Source organism: Amycolatopsis sp. NPDC004772, from assembly GCF_053601215.1.
The window spans coordinates 59,050-78,249 of record NZ_JBSGBK010000020.1 but is presented as its reverse complement, the minus strand read 5'-3'; the positions used below and the strand labels follow the sequence as shown (position 1 = coordinate 78,249).

General features: G+C 68.9%; 8 protein-coding genes. 4 read left to right on the top strand and 4 right to left on the bottom strand.

Annotation, left to right across the window (positions count from 1 at the left end; all coding sequences use genetic code 11):
• Positions 1-37 precede the first annotated feature (37 nt).
• The 3 genes from ACWEF6_RS15130 (at position 38) to ACWEF6_RS15120 (ending at position 6,157) form a co-directional block, all read left to right on the top strand.
• A complete protein-coding gene (locus ACWEF6_RS15130) occupies positions 38-2,872 on the top strand; it encodes a type 2 lanthipeptide synthetase LanM family protein (RefSeq protein ID WP_449683460.1) in 2,835 nt (944 codons plus the stop codon).
• A 30-nt stretch (positions 2,873-2,902) separates the two neighbouring features.
• On the top strand, positions 2,903-3,109 hold the full coding sequence (locus ACWEF6_RS15125; RefSeq protein ID WP_449680210.1) for a hypothetical protein: 207 nt from the start codon (positions 2,903-2,905) through the stop codon (positions 3,107-3,109).
• A gap of 111 nt (positions 3,110-3,220) precedes the next feature.
• Positions 3,221-6,157 (top strand): AAA family ATPase, encoded by a 2,937-nt coding sequence (locus ACWEF6_RS15120; RefSeq protein ID WP_449683459.1) that lies wholly within the window; start codon positions 3,221-3,223, stop codon positions 6,155-6,157.
• An 80-nt stretch (positions 6,158-6,237) separates the two neighbouring features.
• Here the strand turns inward: ACWEF6_RS15120 and ACWEF6_RS15115 are convergent, their stop codons facing one another.
• The 3 genes from ACWEF6_RS15115 to ACWEF6_RS15105 are packed head-to-tail and all read right to left on the bottom strand — an operon-like array spanning position 6,238 to position 18,082.
• Entirely contained in the window at positions 6,238-6,795 is a 558-nt protein-coding gene (locus ACWEF6_RS15115) for a hypothetical protein (protein ID WP_449683458.1), read from the bottom strand.
• The gene (locus ACWEF6_RS15110; RefSeq protein WP_449683457.1) at positions 6,785-13,678 is read right to left on the bottom strand and encodes an RHS repeat-associated core domain-containing protein; all 6,894 of its coding nucleotides are present in this window, start codon (positions 13,676-13,678) and stop codon (positions 6,785-6,787) included. The genes ACWEF6_RS15115 and ACWEF6_RS15110 overlap by 11 nt, the downstream gene beginning before the upstream one ends.
• Before the next feature lie 54 nt (positions 13,679-13,732).
• Positions 13,733-18,082 carry a LamG-like jellyroll fold domain-containing protein gene (locus ACWEF6_RS15105; RefSeq protein WP_449683456.1) on the bottom strand — a complete coding sequence of 1,450 codons (4,350 nt, stop codon included), beginning with the start codon at positions 18,080-18,082 and terminating at the stop codon, positions 13,733-13,735.
• A gap of 274 nt (positions 18,083-18,356) precedes the next feature.
• Here ACWEF6_RS15105 and ACWEF6_RS15100 point away from each other — a divergent pair, with 274 nt between their 5' ends.
• Entirely contained in the window at positions 18,357-18,782 is a 426-nt protein-coding gene (locus ACWEF6_RS15100) for a hypothetical protein (RefSeq protein WP_449683455.1), read from the top strand.
• A gap of 84 nt (positions 18,783-18,866) precedes the next feature.
• On the opposite strand, the gene ACWEF6_RS15095 is transcribed toward ACWEF6_RS15100, so the two are convergent.
• On the bottom strand, positions 18,867-19,196 hold the full coding sequence (locus tag ACWEF6_RS15095) for a hypothetical protein (protein WP_449683454.1): 330 nt from the start codon (positions 19,194-19,196) through the stop codon (positions 18,867-18,869).
• Between the last annotated feature and the right edge of the window lie 4 nt (positions 19,197-19,200).

The window sequence follows — 19,200 nt, the reverse complement described above, 5'->3', positions numbered from 1 at the left end:
ATGTGCCCGCATCTCCCGTAGTGCGAATCTTCTCGGCGTGAGCCAGACAGTAGAGCGCCCCGAGCAGGCCCCCCACGAGGCACCGGCCTGGTGGACCGCCGCTCGCCTTCCCGGCGAGGGCGGCGACCACCCGCCCGCCTGGGCGCTGCTCGCCGACCGCGTCCTGGCTTCGCTGCCCGCCGATGGTGACTGGCCCGCTCCCGTCGAGGCCGAGGGCGATCGCGTCTTCCGGCACGCCGTCCTCCCCTTCGCCGACGCCGCCCGGGACCTCCTGCTCGACCGCGAGCCCGCCGCCGAGCGGGTGTGGTCCGGCGTGGAGACCTGGCTCTGCGGGCAGCTCACCGCGCTCGCGGCGCGGACCTTCGTCCTCGAGCTGCACTCGGCCCGGAAAGCCGGCCTGCTGCGCGGCGCGACCGGGCGGGACCGCTTCGTCGGCTTCCTCCGCCTGCTCGGCAGCCGCGGCCCCCTCACCGACGTGCTGGGCCGCCACCCGATGCTGGCGCGGCTGCTCGCCCAGACCTGCCTGCGCACCGTCGACGCCGTCGCCGAGCTGCTCGCCCGGTTCGCCGCCGACCAGGACGCGCTGCGGGCCGGGTTGCTCGCCGGCAGCACCGCCGAGCTGAGCGAGCTGACCCTCGGTGCCGGCGATGTGCACTCCGGCGGCCGCGCGGTCGCCGTGCTCGGGTTCGCCGACGGGCGGCAGCTCGTCTACAAGCCGCGGCCGCTCGGGCTGCTCGCCCGGTGGGGTGAGCTGCTGCGGTGGTTCGCCGAGGAGCGGCCCGGGCTCGCGCCGCGGCCGGTGGGCGTCCTCGCCCGCGACGGCTACGGCTGGGCCGAGTACGTGCCCGCGCGGCCGTGCGCCGACCAGGCCGGCGTCGAGCTCTTCTACCGCCGCCAAGGCGCGCTGCTCGCCCTGCTCTACGCGCTCGACGCCACCGACATGCACTGCGAGAACCTCATCGCCTGCGGCGACCAGCCGATGCTGGTGGACGTCGAGACGCTGTTCCACCCCGCCTTCACCTCGCTCACCCGCAACGGCCCCGACCCGGCCGCCGCCGCGCTGCACCGCTCGGTGGCGCGCACCGCCCTGCTGCCCACACTGATGCTCGGCGAGCACGGCGCGCTCGACGTCTCGGCCTTCGGCGGCGGCAACGGCGAACCGAGCCCCGGCGAAGTGCCGCACTGGACCGGCGCCGGGACCGACGACATGCGCCTGGCCCGCGGGCCCCGCCCCTACGCCGGCGGCGCGAACCGCCCGGTGCTCGCCGGGGCCGAGGTCGACGCCGGGATGTACCGGCAGAGCCTGCTGAGCGGCTTCCGCGCCGCCTACGAATCGCTGGTGGACCGCCGCCACGAGCTGCTCGGCGGCGCGCTGGACGGGTTCGCGGGCGAGGAGATCCGCCTGGTCATGCGGCCGACGCAGGTCTACGCGACGCTGCTGACCGACTCGACCCACCCGGCGCACCTCGGCGCGGGCGCCGCCCGGCCCGAGGCGTTCGCCTCGCTCGCCGAGGACCATGGGAAGGCCCACCTGCCCGCGCTCGTGCCGCACGAGATCACCGAGCTGTGCGACGGCGACGTGCCGGTGTTCACCGCCGCCGCGGGGTCGGTCGACGTCACCACCGGCACCGGCGTGGTGCTGCTCGGCCTGCTGGCCGCGAGCGGCCTCGACCAGGCCCGCGCGAAGATCGCGCAGTTGTGCGCGGAAGACCTGCGCGAGCAGGAGTGGTTCGTCGAGGCCACGCTCGCCACCCGCCGCCCGGAGGTCCGCCACGGCGCGGGTGCGCCGCTGCCCGGCGCGGTCGCCGCCGTCGTGCCCGACAGCCAGCACCTGCTCGCGCTGGCGTCGGCGATCGGCGACGACCTCGTCGCCCGCGCCGCACACGACGACGTCCGGGCCAACTGGGTCGGCCTCGAACTCCTGGACGGCCGCCACTGGCTGGTGCTGCCGATGGGCGCCGGGCTCGCCGAGGGCTACTGCGGCACCGCGCTGTTCCTGGCCCAGCTGGGCGAGCTGACCGGCACCGCCCGGTACTCCGAGCTGGCCGCGAAGGCGGTGCGCACGCTGCCGGTGCTCGTCGAGGTCCTCGCCGAACACCCCGAGCTCGCGCGCGAAGTCGGCTCCGGCGGCTTCTTCGGCTTGGGCGGGATCTGCTACGCCCTGGCCCGCCTGGCCTCCCTGCTCGGCGACAGCACGCTCGCCGCCTGCCTGCCCGCCGCGATCGCCGCGACCGCCGCCGCCGACGCGACCGCGCCCGTGGGCGTCGGCGAAGGCACCGCGGGCGCTCTCGCCGCCATGCACGCCGTGCACGCGGAAAGCGGGCTGCCCGAAGCGGCCGCGCTGGCCGCCACGCTCTCCCGGCGGCTCGCCGGTGCCGCGCGTCCCACCGCCCCCGGCTTCCTCTGGGGCGCGGCGGGGGTCGAGTGGGCCCTCGGCCGGGGCGGCCGGATCCCGGCGGACTCCGTGGCCGGCGACCTGGGCTGGTGCTCGGGCCTGGCCGGCCGGGTGCTCGCCGCGGCCGCCGGTCCGGGGTTCGCCGCGCGGACGGCGGACGCGTTCTCGGCCGCGGTGGCCGCCCGGCCGCCGTCGTCGGACCAATCCCTCTGCCACGGCGAACTCGGCACCCTCGAAGCACTCGTGGTGCTCGCCGGGCAGGGTCACGAACCGTCGGTCTCCGCGTTGCGGAGGGCGACTTCGCGCCTCGTCGGCGCCATCGAAGGACACGGGCTCCAGTGCGGTACGCCGCACGGCGTAGCGAGCCCAGGCCTGTTGACCGGAACCGGGGGTATCGGTTTCGGGTTGTTGCGGGCCGGTTTTGCCGAACAGGTTCCGTCGGTTCTCTTGCTTGAACCATCGGGACACCGGAAATAACCGCGAAACTCATACAACACGGGAGTGCAGATGCGCAACGACACCAATGCCGGCGAATTCGACGCGACCCCCGCCGGTTCGGCGGCGGACAGCCCGCTCGGCGACGCCACGCCTGGTGCCAGAACGAAGATCGGTGTCCGGGCGGGGATTCTCGCCGGGCTGACCCTCGGCGTCGCCAGCGCAGCCGTCGTCACGATGGACATCAGCACCGTCGTCAGCAACCACACGCACGCGTGACGTGCTCGCGACGGCACAAAGCGTGACAACAACCCCAATCTTGCCGTCCGAACAGTGGAATCTCCACCGGAAGACCACCGAATTCGTGAGTCCGGTCTCTAAGGTTGGCGCATGCGCACCCGTGCCCCCGCTCTCGTCGGCCGAGGAACGGAGATCGAGGAGATCGGGCGGGTGTTGCACGACGCTCGCCGCTCTTCGGGATCGGCCGTGTTCGTCACGGGGGAACCCGGCATAGGCAAGACCCGGCTCGCCGCCGAGGCGGTCGGCCACGCTCTGGACGCGGGATTGGTGGTGCTGCGGGGCCGCGGCAGCACCACCGGGCCCGCCGTGCCGTTCCGGGCGCTCACCGAAGCACTGCTGTCGCTGGCCCGCACCGGCGGCCGCGAGCTGGTCGAACAGCTCGGGCCGTACCGGTCGGTGCTGGGCCGGCTGATCCCGGACTGGGCCGCCGGGGCCGACGCGGCCGGCGACTCCTCGCTGGTGGTGCTCGCCGAGGCGACGCTGCGGCTCACCGGGCTGGCCGGGGCGGGCCGCGGCTGCCTGTTCGTCGTCGACGACCTCCAGGACGCCGACGTGGAAACCCTGGCCGTGGTGGAGTACCTGGCCGCCAACATCCGCACGCAGCCGGTGGTCGTGCTGGCCACCCTGCGCGCCGAACCCTCGCCCGCGCTGGAGGCGGCCCACGCCGTCGCCCGGCGCGGTGAAGGCTTCCTCATGCCGCTCGACAGCCTCGGGCCCGCCGAGGTGCGGGACGTGGTGGCGTCGTCGCTCGGCGCCGAGCCGGACCGGGTGTCCGCCGACGTGGCCGAGCGCCTGTTCGCCGACAGCGCGGGCAACCCGCTGGTCGTCGAGGAACTGCTGCACAGCATGGTGGCGGCGGGCGAGCTCGTGAACGGCGCCGCGGGCTGGCGGTTCACCGGCCACGGCCGCAGTGCCGTGCCCTCGACGCTCGTCACGATCATCACCCGCCGCGCCGACCGCCTCGGTGAACGCGGCAAGCAGCTGCTCGCCATCGCCGCGGTGCTCGGCCGCCGGTTCCCGCTGTCGGTGGTGCAGCGGGTGAGCGAGCTGGACGACCACAGCCTGTTCGGTCACCTGCAGTCCGCCGTCGCCGCCCAGCTGCTCATCGCCGACGAGCGCGGCGAAGACTGGTACGCCTTCCGCCACCCGCTCACCGCCGAAGCGCTGCTGACCCTGCTCAACCCGGCCGAGCGCGTGGCGCTGTCGGCCAAGGCGGCCGACGCCGTCGTGGAACTGCACCCCGACCTGCCCGGCGAGCTGTGCAGCCTGGCCGCGTCGCTGCGGCTGGGCGCCGGCGACCGCTGGGCCGCCGCCGACCTCTACCGCGAGGCCGCCCAGCGCGCGCTCGCCGAGGGCGCGCCGGGGTCGGCCATCGCCGTGCTGGAACACGCCGTGAACCTGCTCGGCGAGGACGCCGGCCGCGGCGACGACCACTCCGGCCGCTACCGGGACCTGCTCGAACTGCTGCTGTTCGCGCTGGCGGAGGCGGGGCAGTTCGACCGGGCGGCGAAGGTGGCGCGTTCGCTGCGGCCCACCGACGGCCGCGATTCGGCGCGCCAGATCCGCGTTCACGTCCGGCTGGCGTGGGCGGCCCAGGTTGCCGGCCGCTGGGCGGAGGGCTTCGAGCAGGTCGCCGCGGCCCGTGCGCTGCTGCCGGACGAGGGGCTGGACGAGGAAGCTGTCGCGGTCGACGCCGTGGACGCGTACCTGTCGATGTCCGGCCCGGCCCCCGACCGGGTGCGCCGCAGCGAGGAACTGGGCCGCCGCGCGGTCGCCGGGGCCGAGCGGATCGGCTCGCCCTCGACGGCGTGCCAGGCGCTCTACGCGGTCGGGTTCGTGGTGCGCGAGCGGGACATGGCCGAGTCCGACGAATGCTTCCGGCGGATGCTCGACAGCGCCGCCGAGCACCGGCTGACGAACTGGCGCAATTACGCGCTGGTCGGCCTCGGCGGCAACGCCTGGCTGGCCGAGGCCGACCCCGCGGGCCTGGAGACCGCGCGCGCCGAGGCGCTGCGCACCGGCGGGATCAGCCTGGCCTACAACGCGGACGCCGTGCTGGGCCTGCATTCGGTGCTGTGCGGCCGGTTCGCCGAGGCCGGGCTGCGGCTCGACGCGTGCTACGCGGAGTCGTCGCGGATCAAGCTGTACGCGGTCAGCCGGTACGTGCAGATGGCGCAGGCGGTGCTGGCGGGCCACCGCGGCGACCGCCGGGCGATGGAGACCGCCCTCGGCGACTTCCGGCGCGGCGGCGGTGACGCCGGCCCCGAAGCACCCCTGGCCCGCGGCCTGGCCCAGGTCTTCTGCTCGCTGCTGGAGGAGGACCGCGAGACCGCGCGCGCCGAGCTGGACACCCTGGCCGCCGACCAGGCACGGCAGCAGAGCACGTTCCACCTGGCCGGCACCCACGGCCTCAAGCTGCTGCTCGACGTCATCGCCGGCGACGCGACCTGGGACGACCACCGGCGCATCGCGGCCGGAGCCACCGGCGGGATGCGCTGGAACCGCCAGTTCGTGCTACTGGCCGAGGCGGTGCTGCACGGCCGCGACCACGCGCACGAGGCCGCGGCCACGGCCATGCGGCGCGCGGCCCAGGCGGCGGCCCCGTTCGGCGTCGCCCGCCCGCTGGGCCTGCGCCTGACCGCGGAGACCGCGGTCGACGACGGCTGGGGCGAGCCCGCGGAATGGCTCCGCGAAGCCGAAAGCCACTTCCACGGCGCGGACGTGATCCCGGTGGCCAGCGCCTGCCGCGCCCTCCTCCGGCGCGCCGGGGCGTCGGTGCAGCAGCGCCGAACGGGCACCGAGCGGGTGCCGGAGAGCCTGAGGGCGATCGGCGTCACGCTGCGCGAGTACGAGGTCTTCGAGCTGCTGGCGTTCCGGCTCAGCAACAAGGCACTGGCGGCCCGGCTGCACATTTCCCCGCGCACGGTGGAGAAGCACGTGGCGGCCCTGCTGATGAAGACGTCGGTCCGCGACCGCGCCGAACTGGCCCGGTTCGCGGCGGAGAACTCGTCGGCCTCGGAGGTGTGACACCTCGCAACCCGAACGGGTGATCATGACGCATTATCGGATTCCTGCACCAAGCCGCCCTTCAGGCTGACGTGGCCCAGTTAGTTCGAGTTCAACCCATTCGGCCTCACAATTTCTTGCGACTCCGGACCAATCTCGGCAAAGTAGGCGCGCAGCTCGCCAAACCCCTCGCCGATCAGCGTTGTCTCAATGAACGAAACGCCACCTTGCTCTTCGACATCAACACTCAATAGCGACGCCACCCAGGGAAGGAATACGATGAATCCGTCGGTCAACCATTCACCTGCAGCGTGGGCAAGATCAGCCGATACTGCCTCACCCCGAATCCTGATCCACTCTGCGTCCGGAACGTCCAGAACCAGCACGTAGACATCGCCCAGCCGACGCAGCGAGGACTCGCCTGCTTCCAACGCTTCGACCAACCGCTGCTTCGTCGGCCACCGTTGAATCATTCGGTCGGGTGCGGGACCGAGTCGCTCGGCGCCTTCACTCAGCCTCGTCGACTCATCGAAGTCGCACCACTCGCCGATCAGATGTCGGCCCCGACTTGCGAACTCAGCTCCGAGAGCGGCACGCGCTTTTTCAGTCTTCCACTTCCGCCGTGCCGCCGCCGCACGCTCCGCGCTCTCACCCGCCACAGAAACCTCCATAATACGCCTTTGTCTTACTACTGGCCACGCGTAGGCGACCAAGGCTATCACGCTGCCCACCCGGCTTGCTTTCGCCAACCTCCCAGTGAGGACCATGAGGAGTATCCGCGTTCAAATCGTTCCAGTTGTCTGTCACCACCCATGTCGCCCCATTGTAGTCGTACACATACTGATAACCGCCGCCTTGCCCAAAACCGCCCGAGTAGTATTGAGAACTTCTCGGCTGAAGACTCGTGGGCAGTCCCGATTGTCGCATAGCATCCCTGCGCGCTTGATCACTTGTTTCGAATGACGGGCCATCGTCATTGTGGACCAATATCGAAGCATTGCCAGCGATCACGTAGTATGTGTGAACACTGTTTACCGTGAGATTGTAGGTGCGATTGCCGGCAGTGTATCGATGCAGGCTCCGCACGGAGATCCGACCGTCACCCGGAGTGGACAGTTGATCGCCCGCCTTGAGGTTTGTGGCGTCGGTCCAGGTGCGGGTTGTTGTATTCCAGAAAGCGTGGTGGGCCGTCGCGACGACGGTCCGAGGGCCACCTGACGTCAGGACCGTGATGTCGACGAAGTCGTGATCGTCGTCGGTGATGTGCAGCGCAGTCACGACATGGCGTTGAACGAAGCGCTCCCCGGGCTCGGCGTTGGCGATCTCGTCGCCGACCTTGACCTCGGCGATCGGCTTACTCCTGCCGTCTGCCATCAGCACCGGGGTGTCCCCGGTGAAACTGTTCATACACCGACCTGCCGCACCCTCACCACGGGCCGCCGCGGCTGCGATCTTCGCTGCGGTGACCGACGCTCCGAGGTCGCCGAGAGCACCAGCGCGAACACCGCCGGCGACGGCGCCCCCCGCCAACACAGACCCTTCGATGCCAGCGACTGCGCCGGCCACGAATTCGCCACCGAGGCGGAACGCCGCACCCCACGGGATGAGCAGCGACAGCACAGCGGCGCTTTCTTCCAAACTGGGCGGCGAGGGGTCACATTCACGCATGTCGGCAAACTCGAAACAGAACGCCGCTGCAAACTGATCGAAGTCCGGCGGACGCCGGTCTGGCGGCTCCAGCGACCAGTAGGCGAACTGAGTCTCCCAGCGTGCCCGTCGTTGCTTCGGTGTCAACTGATGGTTCTCTTTGCCGACGAAAGCAGGATAGGTCGGAGGAGTTTTGTGGGTCACCGCGTGGGCCCAATTGCGGGCGACACCGACGTTGTGCCGGTAAGCCCGCTCCCAGTTCGCCGGGCTCATCGAGGCCATCGCGGCCGATCCGATATACGCCGGACGGCCGTCGATCTGGAGCACCATGCCGGTCGGGTCGCTGAACGAAACCGGGCTGTTGTTGCCGTAACTGTAGGCGTTCAACGCCTGCGGGTCGCCGGTGTCCAGCACCGGGTCCGCGGTCATGAACCGCCCGGCCAGCGGGTCGTAATCCCGGGCGCCGATGTGTGTCACGCCCGTGGTGTTCTGGTAACCACCGAGGAACCCGTGCTTGTCCGGCCAAGCCGACGGCGGCGTCCCACGGTCACCGCCGTAGGGGTCCTGCCAACGCTTGCTCGGCGTCAGGTCCGCCGCCTTCACCGTGGTGTAAGCTGTGCCGTGGTGATCAGCCAGCTTCCAGCTCAGACCACCCGAACTCGTGCGCGTCGCGATGACTTGGCCGTTGTAGTTGTAGAAACGGGTCCAGGATGCGAAGAACCCGCCGGTCGGAACCCACAACTCCGTGTCGCCGATCGACAACGTCGTCCCCGACGGATCCCTGGTGATCAGCAGGTTGCCGTCGGCGTCGTAGAGGTACTTGCTTTCGGCGCCGTTGGCCTCTTTCGCGGTGGCGACGTGGCCTTCGGCGTCGTAGGTGAAGGTTTGCGCGGCACCCGTCGGACCTCGGGTCTCAGTGCTGCCGGCGTCGGTGTAGCCGTAGTTGGTTTGGGTCTTGCCGTTCGGTCCGTCGGTGGTGACCGCCTGGACCGCGTGCGGCTGCTTCTCCCCCGGGTTGGGATAAGTCGAATTCGTGGTGATGTCACCGGTGGCGGTGTGCCGGACTTGAGTCTTGCGGTTGCCGGTGTCGTCGAGCGACCACGACGTCCAATACGGTGCAGCACCGCCGACGCCCGCCTTGGTGGGCTGGATCGCGCAGTCGCCGGCGGAAGGGGTCCAGGCTTCGGTGAGCCGCTGCAGGTAGTCCTGCCGGAAGCACTGGGTGTCCGGCAGTTCCCCGGGCGGGGTATCGGCGATCTTGGTGATGTTGCCGACCGCGTTGTAGGTGTAGAGGCGGTTGGCGATCCAGTAGTTCGATTTCGTCGAGCGCTGGGCCTGGACCGTGGCGAGGCGGTTGGTCCCGTTCTCGTAGCTGTTGGTGACCGATACCTGGTACGGGCTCGAGGCGTCGTTGAAATCGGTGCGCAGCACCTGGCCGAGCGGGTTGTAGCTGGTGTTCGACACCAGCTGGAAGCCCATGCTGGAGGTGAGGGTCTTCGCGGCGCCGCGGCTGTAGTGGTCGAAGGACAGTTGCTCGGCGGGCATGCCGTCGGCTTCGGGGCTGGTGACCGTCTTGACGGCGCCGGAGTTGGGGTCGTAGGTGGTGTAGGAGTCGTAGCTGCCGGAGAGCCCCGTTTCGCCGGCGGGGATGGTGACCCTGGTGCCGGTCAAGCGGCCGGCGGTGTCGTAGCCGGTGGCCTCTTTGCCGTAGGCGTTGGTCCCGACGTACCGGATGGAACCAGTGGGCCGGCCGGGGAGCAGCGTGTCGTAGGTCCAGCCGGCGAGTTTCGTGCCCGTCGCGACCGGGCCGTCGTACTCGGTGGTCTTGCGGCCGAGGTTGTCGTAGGTGTAGCTGATGAGCCGGTTGCGGGCGTCGGTGGTGGTCAGCAGGCGGTCGCCGGCGTCGTAGGTGAACGTCGTTTTGCCGGTGTCCGGGTCGATCGCCGAGACCTTACGGCCGTGCAGGTCGTATCCGAAGGTCCAGACGTTCTTGCCGGTGGTGTCGGTGACCGTCGCCTGCTGGCCGCTGCGGGTGTAGGTGTAGGTCGTGGTGTCGGCCGGTGAGCCGGCGGTGTACTTCGTGGCGTCCTTGTACTGCAGGAGCTGGACGGCTTGGCCGAGACCATTGGTGATCGTGGTCGTGGCGGTGCCGCCGCTCGGCGGGATCGTGGTCGTCCGGTCGCCGTCGGGAATCGTCGTGGTGCGCCACTGCTCGACCGAGTTGAGCAGGTACGCACTGGCCCGCGTGGCCCCGGCACTGTCAAATGTCGTCAGCGTGGTGTTCGGGACCGAGGCATCGTCGGTGACGTAGAGCGTCGAGGACGGGGCCGAGCTGTTCCAGTAGGTGTTGTGGGTTTTGTAGGCCCGTCCTTGGGAGTCGTAGTAGGTGTCGGTGACGATCCGGCCAAGGCCGTCGTCGGTTCGCGGTGCCTGGGTCTGGATCGTCCGGCCGAGGCCGTCGTAAAGCGTGTACGAAGTCGCGTACTGGCCGTTGGCGAGCAGCGATTGCGCGGCGACGTTGCTGACCCCGCCGGTGTTCTTCACGCTGTAGGTGAAGATCACATCGGCCGGTGCGTTCGTTGCCTTGCTGTGGCCGGGCTTCCAGACGGAGACGATGCGGCCGAGCGCGTCCTGACTCGCATCGGTGCGGAGGCCGCTGCCGTCCTTGCCCCCGATCGCGACGCCGGAGACGGGGTCGAGGTCCTTGGTGGAAGTCAGCCGGGTGGTGTTGGTTGCGCTGATCTGCGGTGACGTGGTGCCGACCTGGGTAAGCGGACCTCCGCTGGCCGGGGTGTAGGCGGTGGTGGTCGTCAGGCCGAGGGCATCGGTCACGCTCGTCGGGCGGCCGTAGTCGTCGTAGCCGGTGGTGGTGGCCGGGGCTGTCCACGTCTCGGCGCCTGCGGCCGGCCAATCGTCGAGCGTGTCGGTCCGGGTGATGCTGCCCTTGGTGGGCGCGACACCGAAACCACCGTTGTCGTAATAGTTGCGGACGTCGCTGATGATGTTGCCGGAGCCGACGGGATTGGTGTTGCTGTCGCAGACGCCGGAGAACTTTTGCACCTGACTCACATAGCTGATCAACCAAGTCGCGGCGTTCTCGAGATACGTCGTGAACGTGCAGGTCGTTTGCTTCGGGTCGCTGGTGTCGCCTTCGGCCTGCACCGCCGTCGCGAGACCGTACTTGCCGTAGGTGTTGTGGGTCCGCGAGATCCGCCAGGTCTTGCTGGTGTCCAGCCACGTGCGGGTGCGGCTGGTGTCGGTGTCCACGTAGGCCGAGGTCCGGCCGTAGGCATCGGTGCCGGTCGGGTCCGACACCCACGGATCGTGCAAGGCGCCCCCGATGACGGCACCGTCGCGATAGGTGACGGTCTCGCGCACGAATCCCGCGACCTCTTTGCGGTCGGTGACCGACTCGTGCCAGCGGTCGCTGGTCACCGTCGCGCCTTCCATCCCGCGCAGGTAGTACGTCTCGGTCACCACCGGTGGTCCGGCCGGATCGCCGCCCGCCGACCCCATGCCGACGGTGGTCTTGACGTCGCCGTAGCCGCGCCACTGCGACCACGTGCGGTACTTGGGATCGGTGAACGGATCGTCGTCGAGGTGCCAGGCCGCGCCGCCCAGGTAGTCGTAGCGGGTGACCGTGTGCTGTTCCTGGCGCGTGGTGTGCGCGTCCTCTTCGACCAGTTTGACGCGGAACTTGTTGAAGTAGTCCAAGACTGGGTCGTTCGCTCCCGGCGGCGTCCAGTACACCGGGTAGCACGACAGCGTGTTGCCTTTCAGGTTGGCCGGGTCGGGCATCTTCACGCCCGTCACGCACTCGGGATCTTCGTAGGCGACCGTGGTGAGCCCGCCCTGCGGGTTGGTGATGGCGTCGATCCGGTTGCGGGTCAATGCCGTGTACAGGGTGCTGGTGTTGACCCGGTTGGCCATCGACAGCGGGTGGAACGTCGTCGGCGGCAAGGTCACCGGCGATCCGACGGTGTTCGGGCTCGCGATCTTGCCGGTCTCGGTGATCGAGTCCAGCCACAGCGCCGGCTTGTTCCCGTCGGTGGTCGCCGGGAACGACTGCGTGAGCGCCCACTCCCGCACGGGTTTCCACCCGGTTCCGCCGTCCGACACCTGAGTGGTGATCTTGGTGTAACGCTTCCGGGAGAAGAAGCTCGGCGAACCATAAGTACAGATCGCACCTTGGGCGCAGATCGTCTCCGAAGGCACGTCCGGCCACGACGTGGCCGTGCCGGCGTTCAGCTGTCCCGGATCACATGTGATCGTCCCACTGGGAAAGCATCGCTCGGCCGTGATGAACAGGACCTGCGCGGGCGCGTGGCCGAAGGTGTCGACAAACTTCGTGTTGAACCCGTACTCGATCTTCTCCAGCGAGCCGCCGCGGGTGTAGGACGTACCGGTATTGTTGGCTGTGGAGGCGTTTCGGTTGAGCCCGTAGTAGTTCGTCTCGGGCTGGTAGTAGTACGCGATGGCGTTGCCGTGCGGGTCGACGACGTAGTCGAGGTTCCACCGCCACGCCCGGTTGCACCAAGACGCTGCGTAGGTCGCGGCGTTGCACGGCTCACCGCTGTTGTTACCGAACACCGGAACCGTCCACGTCGACTGCGTCTCCGCCTTGCCCGCCGCCCAGCCAGGCAAGTGGTTCAACCCGAAGAAGTACTGGACACCGTCCGGTGTGGTGACCTTCCAGTACTCGCCGAACATGTCGCCGTTGGCCCCACCGGTGAGGCGTTCGACGCGGGTGCCGTCGTCGTCCTTCGGGTGCCACGTCTGGGTACTCTTGTCCAGGATCAGATCGCCGTTGGCGCCGGAGAAGGAGATCGTGGCGTTGTCGTTGAACCAGCACAGGTCGCCGGTCTTGGTCTGGCCGTTGTTGCCACCCAGGTCGTCGCTGCAGCCTTTGTAGCGACGCTCGATGAAGCCGCTTCCCGACAGGTTCCAGCCGTCACCGACACCCGAAGCCTGGTTGTTGGTCGCCGAAGTGAGGCCGTCGACCGCACTCGAGGAGTAGTTTAGGCTGATCGACGGACCGGTCCCGCCGACAGCCGAAGGGGTGCTGATCGGGTAGGAGTAGGTGAAATCCGCGGAAGAACCGCCGGCCTTCCAGGCACCGGCGGGCTTGAGGTCGGTCGCGGCGAAGTCACCTCCGCCGCCCTTTGTACCGGCCTCGGCCGCGACCACCATCGCCGTCGCCGCGCCGGTCCGGGCGCTCGCCTGAGTCAGCGGAAGCGTGACGTCGGCCGTGACATGCCGAGTCTTGGTGTCGTTGGCCGAATTCAACGGCGTGCCGATGTGGCACGCGGGTTTGTCCGGCGTCGTCAGCAGGCACGACGGATATTCCACCAGGCTCAACCGGCCGCCGAAGTCACCGCCGTAGGCGTCGCCGAACGACCGGTAGTCGACGTCGAGCCGGACGGGGCCGCCCGTATCACCGGACTGAGGTTCGACCTTGACGAGCACCCCTTTGATCCCTGTCTTGGCCATCGTGGCCTGATCCAGGGTGCTCACGCGAACTTTGCCCGCCACGTGCCGCGTACTGGAGGCCGCGGTCTTGTCCTGGGGCCGCGACAGTGTCACAGGCTGCCCGGACAGCGAGTTCGACGTCCCTTCGCCGGGTAGGTCCACCTCAGTGGTCGCCGCAGCCGGCCAAGCCACGACGGCTGGGCTGAACCTGCGCTCCGACGGTGCTGATGGCGTCCGGAGGCCGCCGTCCACGCCGTCGACAGACTTCGTCTCCTGTAGTGGCGGACGATCCCAGCCCAGCCCGTGCCAACCGCTCGCCGCCGCCTGCGCGGCGGACTGCGCCGAACCGAATAGCGCCATCGCGACGCCGAACGCGACGAACCGCCGGCCGCGGTTGTTCCGGAAGAGCCCACTTCTGCCCGTCATTGCTGACCCATCTCCTGTTGCGCGCGGCGCCAGGGCACCGAAGCCGGAATCGAGCTAGTGGAAGACGCCGAAGAGATTGCCGGGGTCGTCGAGGATCCTGTCCCTCCGGATGCCGGCCGAATCGAGCAACCCGCCGTAAACACGAACACCGGCCAGACCGCCATACCAGACATCGCTGCGCAGCCCCGTCCACACCCCGTGACCGAGAACGAGGGACGCGCCCGTATCCCGAGCGGTGACTCCACTGCCATCAGGTGTGTTGACGAAGAAGTTCTGCTTCGTCCCATTGACGAACAGCGCCAGGTAGCCGGTGGCGGCGTCGTACGTGGCGACCAGATGCGTCCAAGTGTTGTCCGCGGCTTCGGCATCGCTGAGGGCGAACCTGCCGTCGTTGCCTGAAGTCGCGTAGGGCGGGATCAAGAAGCTCCACCGGCCGTGCAGGGTCCCGGACGCATCTGCCCATGGCCGGTAGCCGAGCAGGAAGGGCGAGAACTGCGGATCGGAGGCCGTGACGACCGCACGGGGCGACGTGTCGACCGGTCCGTTCGCCGCCACATCCGCTGCGGTCCAGGTGTGCTTCACCCAGGCTTCCACTGTGAAGGACTTGTCGGTCCGCAGGTTGGCCGGCCTCGTGGTCGCGACTTCGCCGCCATTGATGGAGAACTGAGCGGCGCACGCCGTCGGATTGCCGGCCGCACCGGTCTCCACCCCGAGTGAAGCCGCCCCCGAGGCGGTGCCCTCCGCCTGGCCGACCGAGTCGTAGTAAGCGAACGGCCTCAGAGCAGCGATCTGGTCGTCGGTGAGGACCCTGCCCCACACGCGGGCTTCGTCGACGATGCCCTTGAACGGGTTGCGAGCTGTCTGTTCGGCTCCGACGTACAGGGACCCGTTCGCCGTCCAAGCCTGCGGGAGCCCGACGCTCGCCTCGTGCCGGCCGTTGACGTGCAGGCTCAGCCGCATCGTCGCCTGGTCGAACGTGCCGGTAAGCAACGTCCAGACACCGGCCGCCGGGGTCGTCATGCCAACCGCCCAGCTGGTCGTTGCCGCGGCGTCGTCAGCCGGGTTCATGCCGAACGCCCAGCGGTTCAGGCCCTTGTCGTAGCGGAGCACGAACGCCGGTGCATTAGCGCCCGCTTGCGACAACACGGTGTAATTGGCGTTGAGGTCAGCCGGATTGACCCATGCGGACACCGTGAAGGACGCGGCGGTGTTGGTGACCGGTCTGGTAGTGGTTCCGTAGGCCGTCGTTCCATCCAGCTGGAGCCCGCCGCCGCGCCCGGAAACCCGCACGTAGCTGCCGGTCAGGGTGATGTCATTGCCGCGCTGTGTGGCGTCCGTGGCCAGGTTGCCACTGCTTTCCCCGAACGACCAGCCTGCTCGCAACGACGGGACCCGTGAGGGCGCCGCGGTCAGCTCCGGGCCGCAGCCCTCCGCCAAGCCGTACGCAGCCAACGGAACTGCCGTTCCGGCCAGGTCGTGGACGTCCGGCCCGGACAGCGCCCGCTGCCACACCTGCAGGTCATCGAGTGCCCCGTGGAAGAGGTCAACGCGAGCGCCGGACCACTTCGTCGCACCCAGCACCATCGCTCCGGTCGCGGCCCAGGGGTGGGCGATCACCGTGCTCTGTTTGGCTCCGTCGACGTAGAGCGTGGCAACCTCCGTCGAGGCGTCATACGTCCCCGCCACATGCGTCCACACCCCGGCTTGGGGCGGTCTGCTCGCAAAAGCCCAGGCGGCCGCCGGTGTGGCCGAATCACCCGCCGTGATCCGGAAGGCCCACGCATTGCTTTCCTTGTTGTACTGCAGTGCGAACGACATCGACTGAGGACCGTCCTGGGCAAGCACGGTCTGCGAATGCGTCGTATCGGTGAGCTTCGCCCAGGCCGCCACCGTGAACGACTTCGAGGCATCGAGCACCCGATCACCGGCCTGGGCGTAGCCGCTGGTGCCGTCGAGGCCGATTGCACCCTTCACGCCGTCGCTGTAGCCGCTGCTGTCGGGGTGGGTCCAACTGGTGCCGTGGTTGTAGCCCGCACCTCGGCTCACGCCGCCGGACGTCGTTGCCGGGTGGGTGGCCAGTGTCGCGTTGTCCGGTGTCGACGACGCACTGTCGATCAAGGTCGTGCCCGACGACTCGTCAGCGCCCCAGGCCGCGACCAGGTTCTTGCCGGGGGTGAGCGGCTGGACGTGGTAGGAGCAGGACGGTCCGTCCAGCGCCGGGTTGGAGTCGGCGAGCACCACGCAGGTCGCGTTGGGGCTGGGCATGCCGGCCTTGTTCACCGACTTCACCTTGATCAGGTTCTGGTTGCCGTTGGCCGCCACGACCTTGATCGCCGTCGTGGCGACCATCTTGCCGTTGGCGTCGACGCCTTGGGTGGCCGGCGCGGTCGGCGAGCCCTGGGTCTGGGGTTCGGAACCATCGGTGGTGTAGATGAAGTGATCGATGTCGTAGAGGTTCTCGGTGGCCATGCCGGTCCACACGTCGAACTCCACCGCATCGCCTTGAACCTTCGGATCGGTCCACGACGCCATCGCCAGCGCCGGCGGCACCGGCACCTTGGTGTCCACGGTGAATTCGCAGTTGCCGACCCAGTTCGACCACAGCTCACCGTCGTAGGCCTGCATCGACCAGTTGTAGATGCCGTCTTCGTTGATCCACCCCGGAGGAACCGCGGCCAGCTGCGCGGTCGCCTGCTGGTTCGGTCCCGCCGTGCCCACCGGGACGAGGTTGGCGGCGTTTTCGTGGACGTAGACGTTGTGGCCGAGCGCGCCGTAGGCAAGGGCGAACTTCCCGTAGACGGTGCCACCGTCCGGGTCCGACACTTGGCCGGCGACCTGCGGCGTCTTCGTGGACACCCACGGCCGGTTCGGCCCCGACGTACACGGCAGTGTCCCGTTCTGCATCGACAGGGCCGCTGGCGGGTTCGGGTAGGAGTCGTAGTTCACCGCGAAGTACGGGTTCAGGTCGAAACGCCGCCACGCCGCCACCCCATCACCTTCATTGGCGGCTGCGAGCACGAACCACGTGCTCTGCCAACGGTTCGCCGCAGCATCCTTCGCCGCGCGCGTGGCGTCGAACTCACCCGATACGCCCGCTGCGTCATGGCAGTTCGTGGTGTTCATCGTCGAGACCTGGTAACCCCAGCCCGGCTGCGCAGCCCACGTCGTCTCCGGCGAGGCGGCATTCGACAACCACAACCCGGTCGGCTTGGCGTACCCGTCGCACTTGGCGCTGTGTTGGACCTTGGTGTTCAGCGTGGCGCTGTGCACCACCGTGCCACCGAGACGCGCGGAGTTCATCTGGAGGTAGGACCGCGACGTCCCGGCAGTGTCGAAGTCCTCGAAACCGGCCTTCAGGTTCGACAGATCCCCGCCGGTCGCGTTCCAGTTGTGCGCGTCCCGGTAGCCGGACTGGACCACCACATGCGCCTGGTTGTCGCACGAGCCACACCAGTAGCCCGGATCCAGCGACACCGGGTAGCGCGTCGCCGGATCTTGCAAGAAGGCTTGGTCCGGCGTAATGGTCACCTTGTCGGGTCCGAGGGAGACTCCCATCACAGCCTCACGACGGCCTCCACCCTCTCCGAGCTGCTGCTCGGCAGGCGAACCATCCCCGGTGGAGTCCCACATCCGCGACGCCTCACCCGAGAAGACGACCCCACCGGCCGTGTCCTTGACCTCGAGCGCATCGGTCGGACTCGCTTGCGCGGGCGTGCCACGGCCTTCACCTTCGGCGACGGTGACGGTTGTGTTGCGGGTGTGCAGACCAAACGGAATCTGCCTCAGCTGCGGGTTTTTCGCCGCCTCCGGTGTCCTGATGACCAGGTTCTCCTCGAACCCTTCAGCGGCCGCCTTCACCGTCAGATCGACGCCGGGGAGCACTTCCGCGTAGGTGGCGGTGTCGCCGTTGAGCGCCGGGACCGGCAGGTCGCCCGTCCACTTCAGGCCGACCTCTTTGCTGTCCTGCCCCGCCTGTGCGATGGGTACAGCCGCGGAGCCGGTTCCGCCGGGATTGAGCTTGACGTCGATCGTGACCGCCTTGGGCGCAATCGTCCCGTCCGCGCGGCGCACCAGCGTGGTGTCGACCGGCGTCCACGTACCGGCCTGCTTCACCCGAACAGGGTGGACGTACTGCGTCATCCTCCACGAGCCATCCGGATTCGCCATGGTCTGCGACGTCTCGGTCGTCTCCGAGCTCACCTCGACCGGCTTGTTGCCCTCCCGGGCGTATGCCGCGGCAGTGACCTCGTCTGGAGCCGAACCCGGAACGACCCGGGGTGTGTCGGCATGAGCCGATCCGACCGCCACCACGGCCCCGGCACCGACGGCAACGCACACCAAAAAAGCGCGCCAACGCGCACCAAAACAACGCACGAGATCCCCCTCGCCCAAGAGCACCAGCACACAGCCGGGCCCCCGACGAACCCGTGATCACCCTGTCCGATCAGGCCACGGAAGGATATAGACCAAGAGGGGTATTCACCGCAAAAGTGCCTGTCAGAGGAGCGTCTCTCAACACCACCAGGGAGACAATTAGTATAATATAGGACATTTCTCCGCGTTCTTGCGCATCGATTCGCCGGTCCTGGTACGCAGCGCAGCCCCGGCTCGACAACCCGAATTTCGTAACGTCACACGTCCTCACGACGATGCCGCCAGGAGCGAAGGAGCAATTGCCATGACCGAGCACGACGCCGAACAGCCACAGACCGCCGCCGCGTCGTCCCGCCAATACCGGACTCTGCTGTACGTCGGCATCGGCGCGGCCGCCCTCGCCATCTCCGCCGGTGTCCTCTTGGTCGTCGAACTCCCCAGTGGACCGCCTCCGGTCGACTACATTGTCGGTGCCACTGGAAACATCAGCGCCTCTTGGGTCTCCGAAGACAGCGACGGCAAGCTCGACCTCACCAACGGCGGCAACACCGACAGGGTCCGGGCCGGTTCTCTTACGCTTACCGTCGTCTCGACCATGCCAAGTGGCGCCAGCTGCAGCATCGTCGACCCGGACGGCAATCTCGTGGACACCCAGATCGCCTTTCCCCCTCGCGGTACCAGCGGCGCCAACGCGTCAACCATTGTCACCTGTAGCACCAAGAATCACTGACCAGCAGCTTGCCTTGGTCGGAATGGCCGACCCCGGCGTCACCGCCCGGCACCGGCAATTGGCCCGGCCGCACGACAGCCTCCGTCAGCGGACCACCGCCGACAACGCACACAACGCCGCCCACCCGGCCGCGAAACCCGCCACCTTCGCCCGCGCCGAACGATCCGGCAAACCGGTCCCGAACACCACCGCATCCGCCGCATCGGAAGCCACCCTCGCCGCCAACGCCACCTGAAGCGGCTTGCCCTCCGGTGCCAGCAACATCGCCAAACCGATCGCCGCGTCGCGGGCGCCGATTCCGGCGATCAAGGTGCGGACGCCCGCGGTGACGCCGCCGGCCGGGGTCGTCAAGCCGCATGGTTTGGCCAATACGCGCGGCGCGGCGATGATCGTGGCGCTGTACGCGGCCGTCACCGCT

Coding starts and splice junctions, on each gene's coding strand:
- ACWEF6_RS15120 (WP_449683459.1), top strand. CDS start 3,221: ATGCGCACCCGTGCCCCCGCTCTCGTCGGCCGAGGAACGGAGATCGAG.
- ACWEF6_RS15125 (WP_449680210.1), top strand. CDS start 2,903: ATGCGCAACGACACCAATGCCGGCGAATTCGACGCGACCCCCGCCGGT.
- ACWEF6_RS15100 (WP_449683455.1), top strand. CDS start 18,357: ATGACCGAGCACGACGCCGAACAGCCACAGACCGCCGCCGCGTCGTCC.
- ACWEF6_RS15110 (WP_449683457.1), bottom strand. CDS start 13,678: ATGACGGGCAGAAGTGGGCTCTTCCGGAACAACCGCGGCCGGCGGTTC.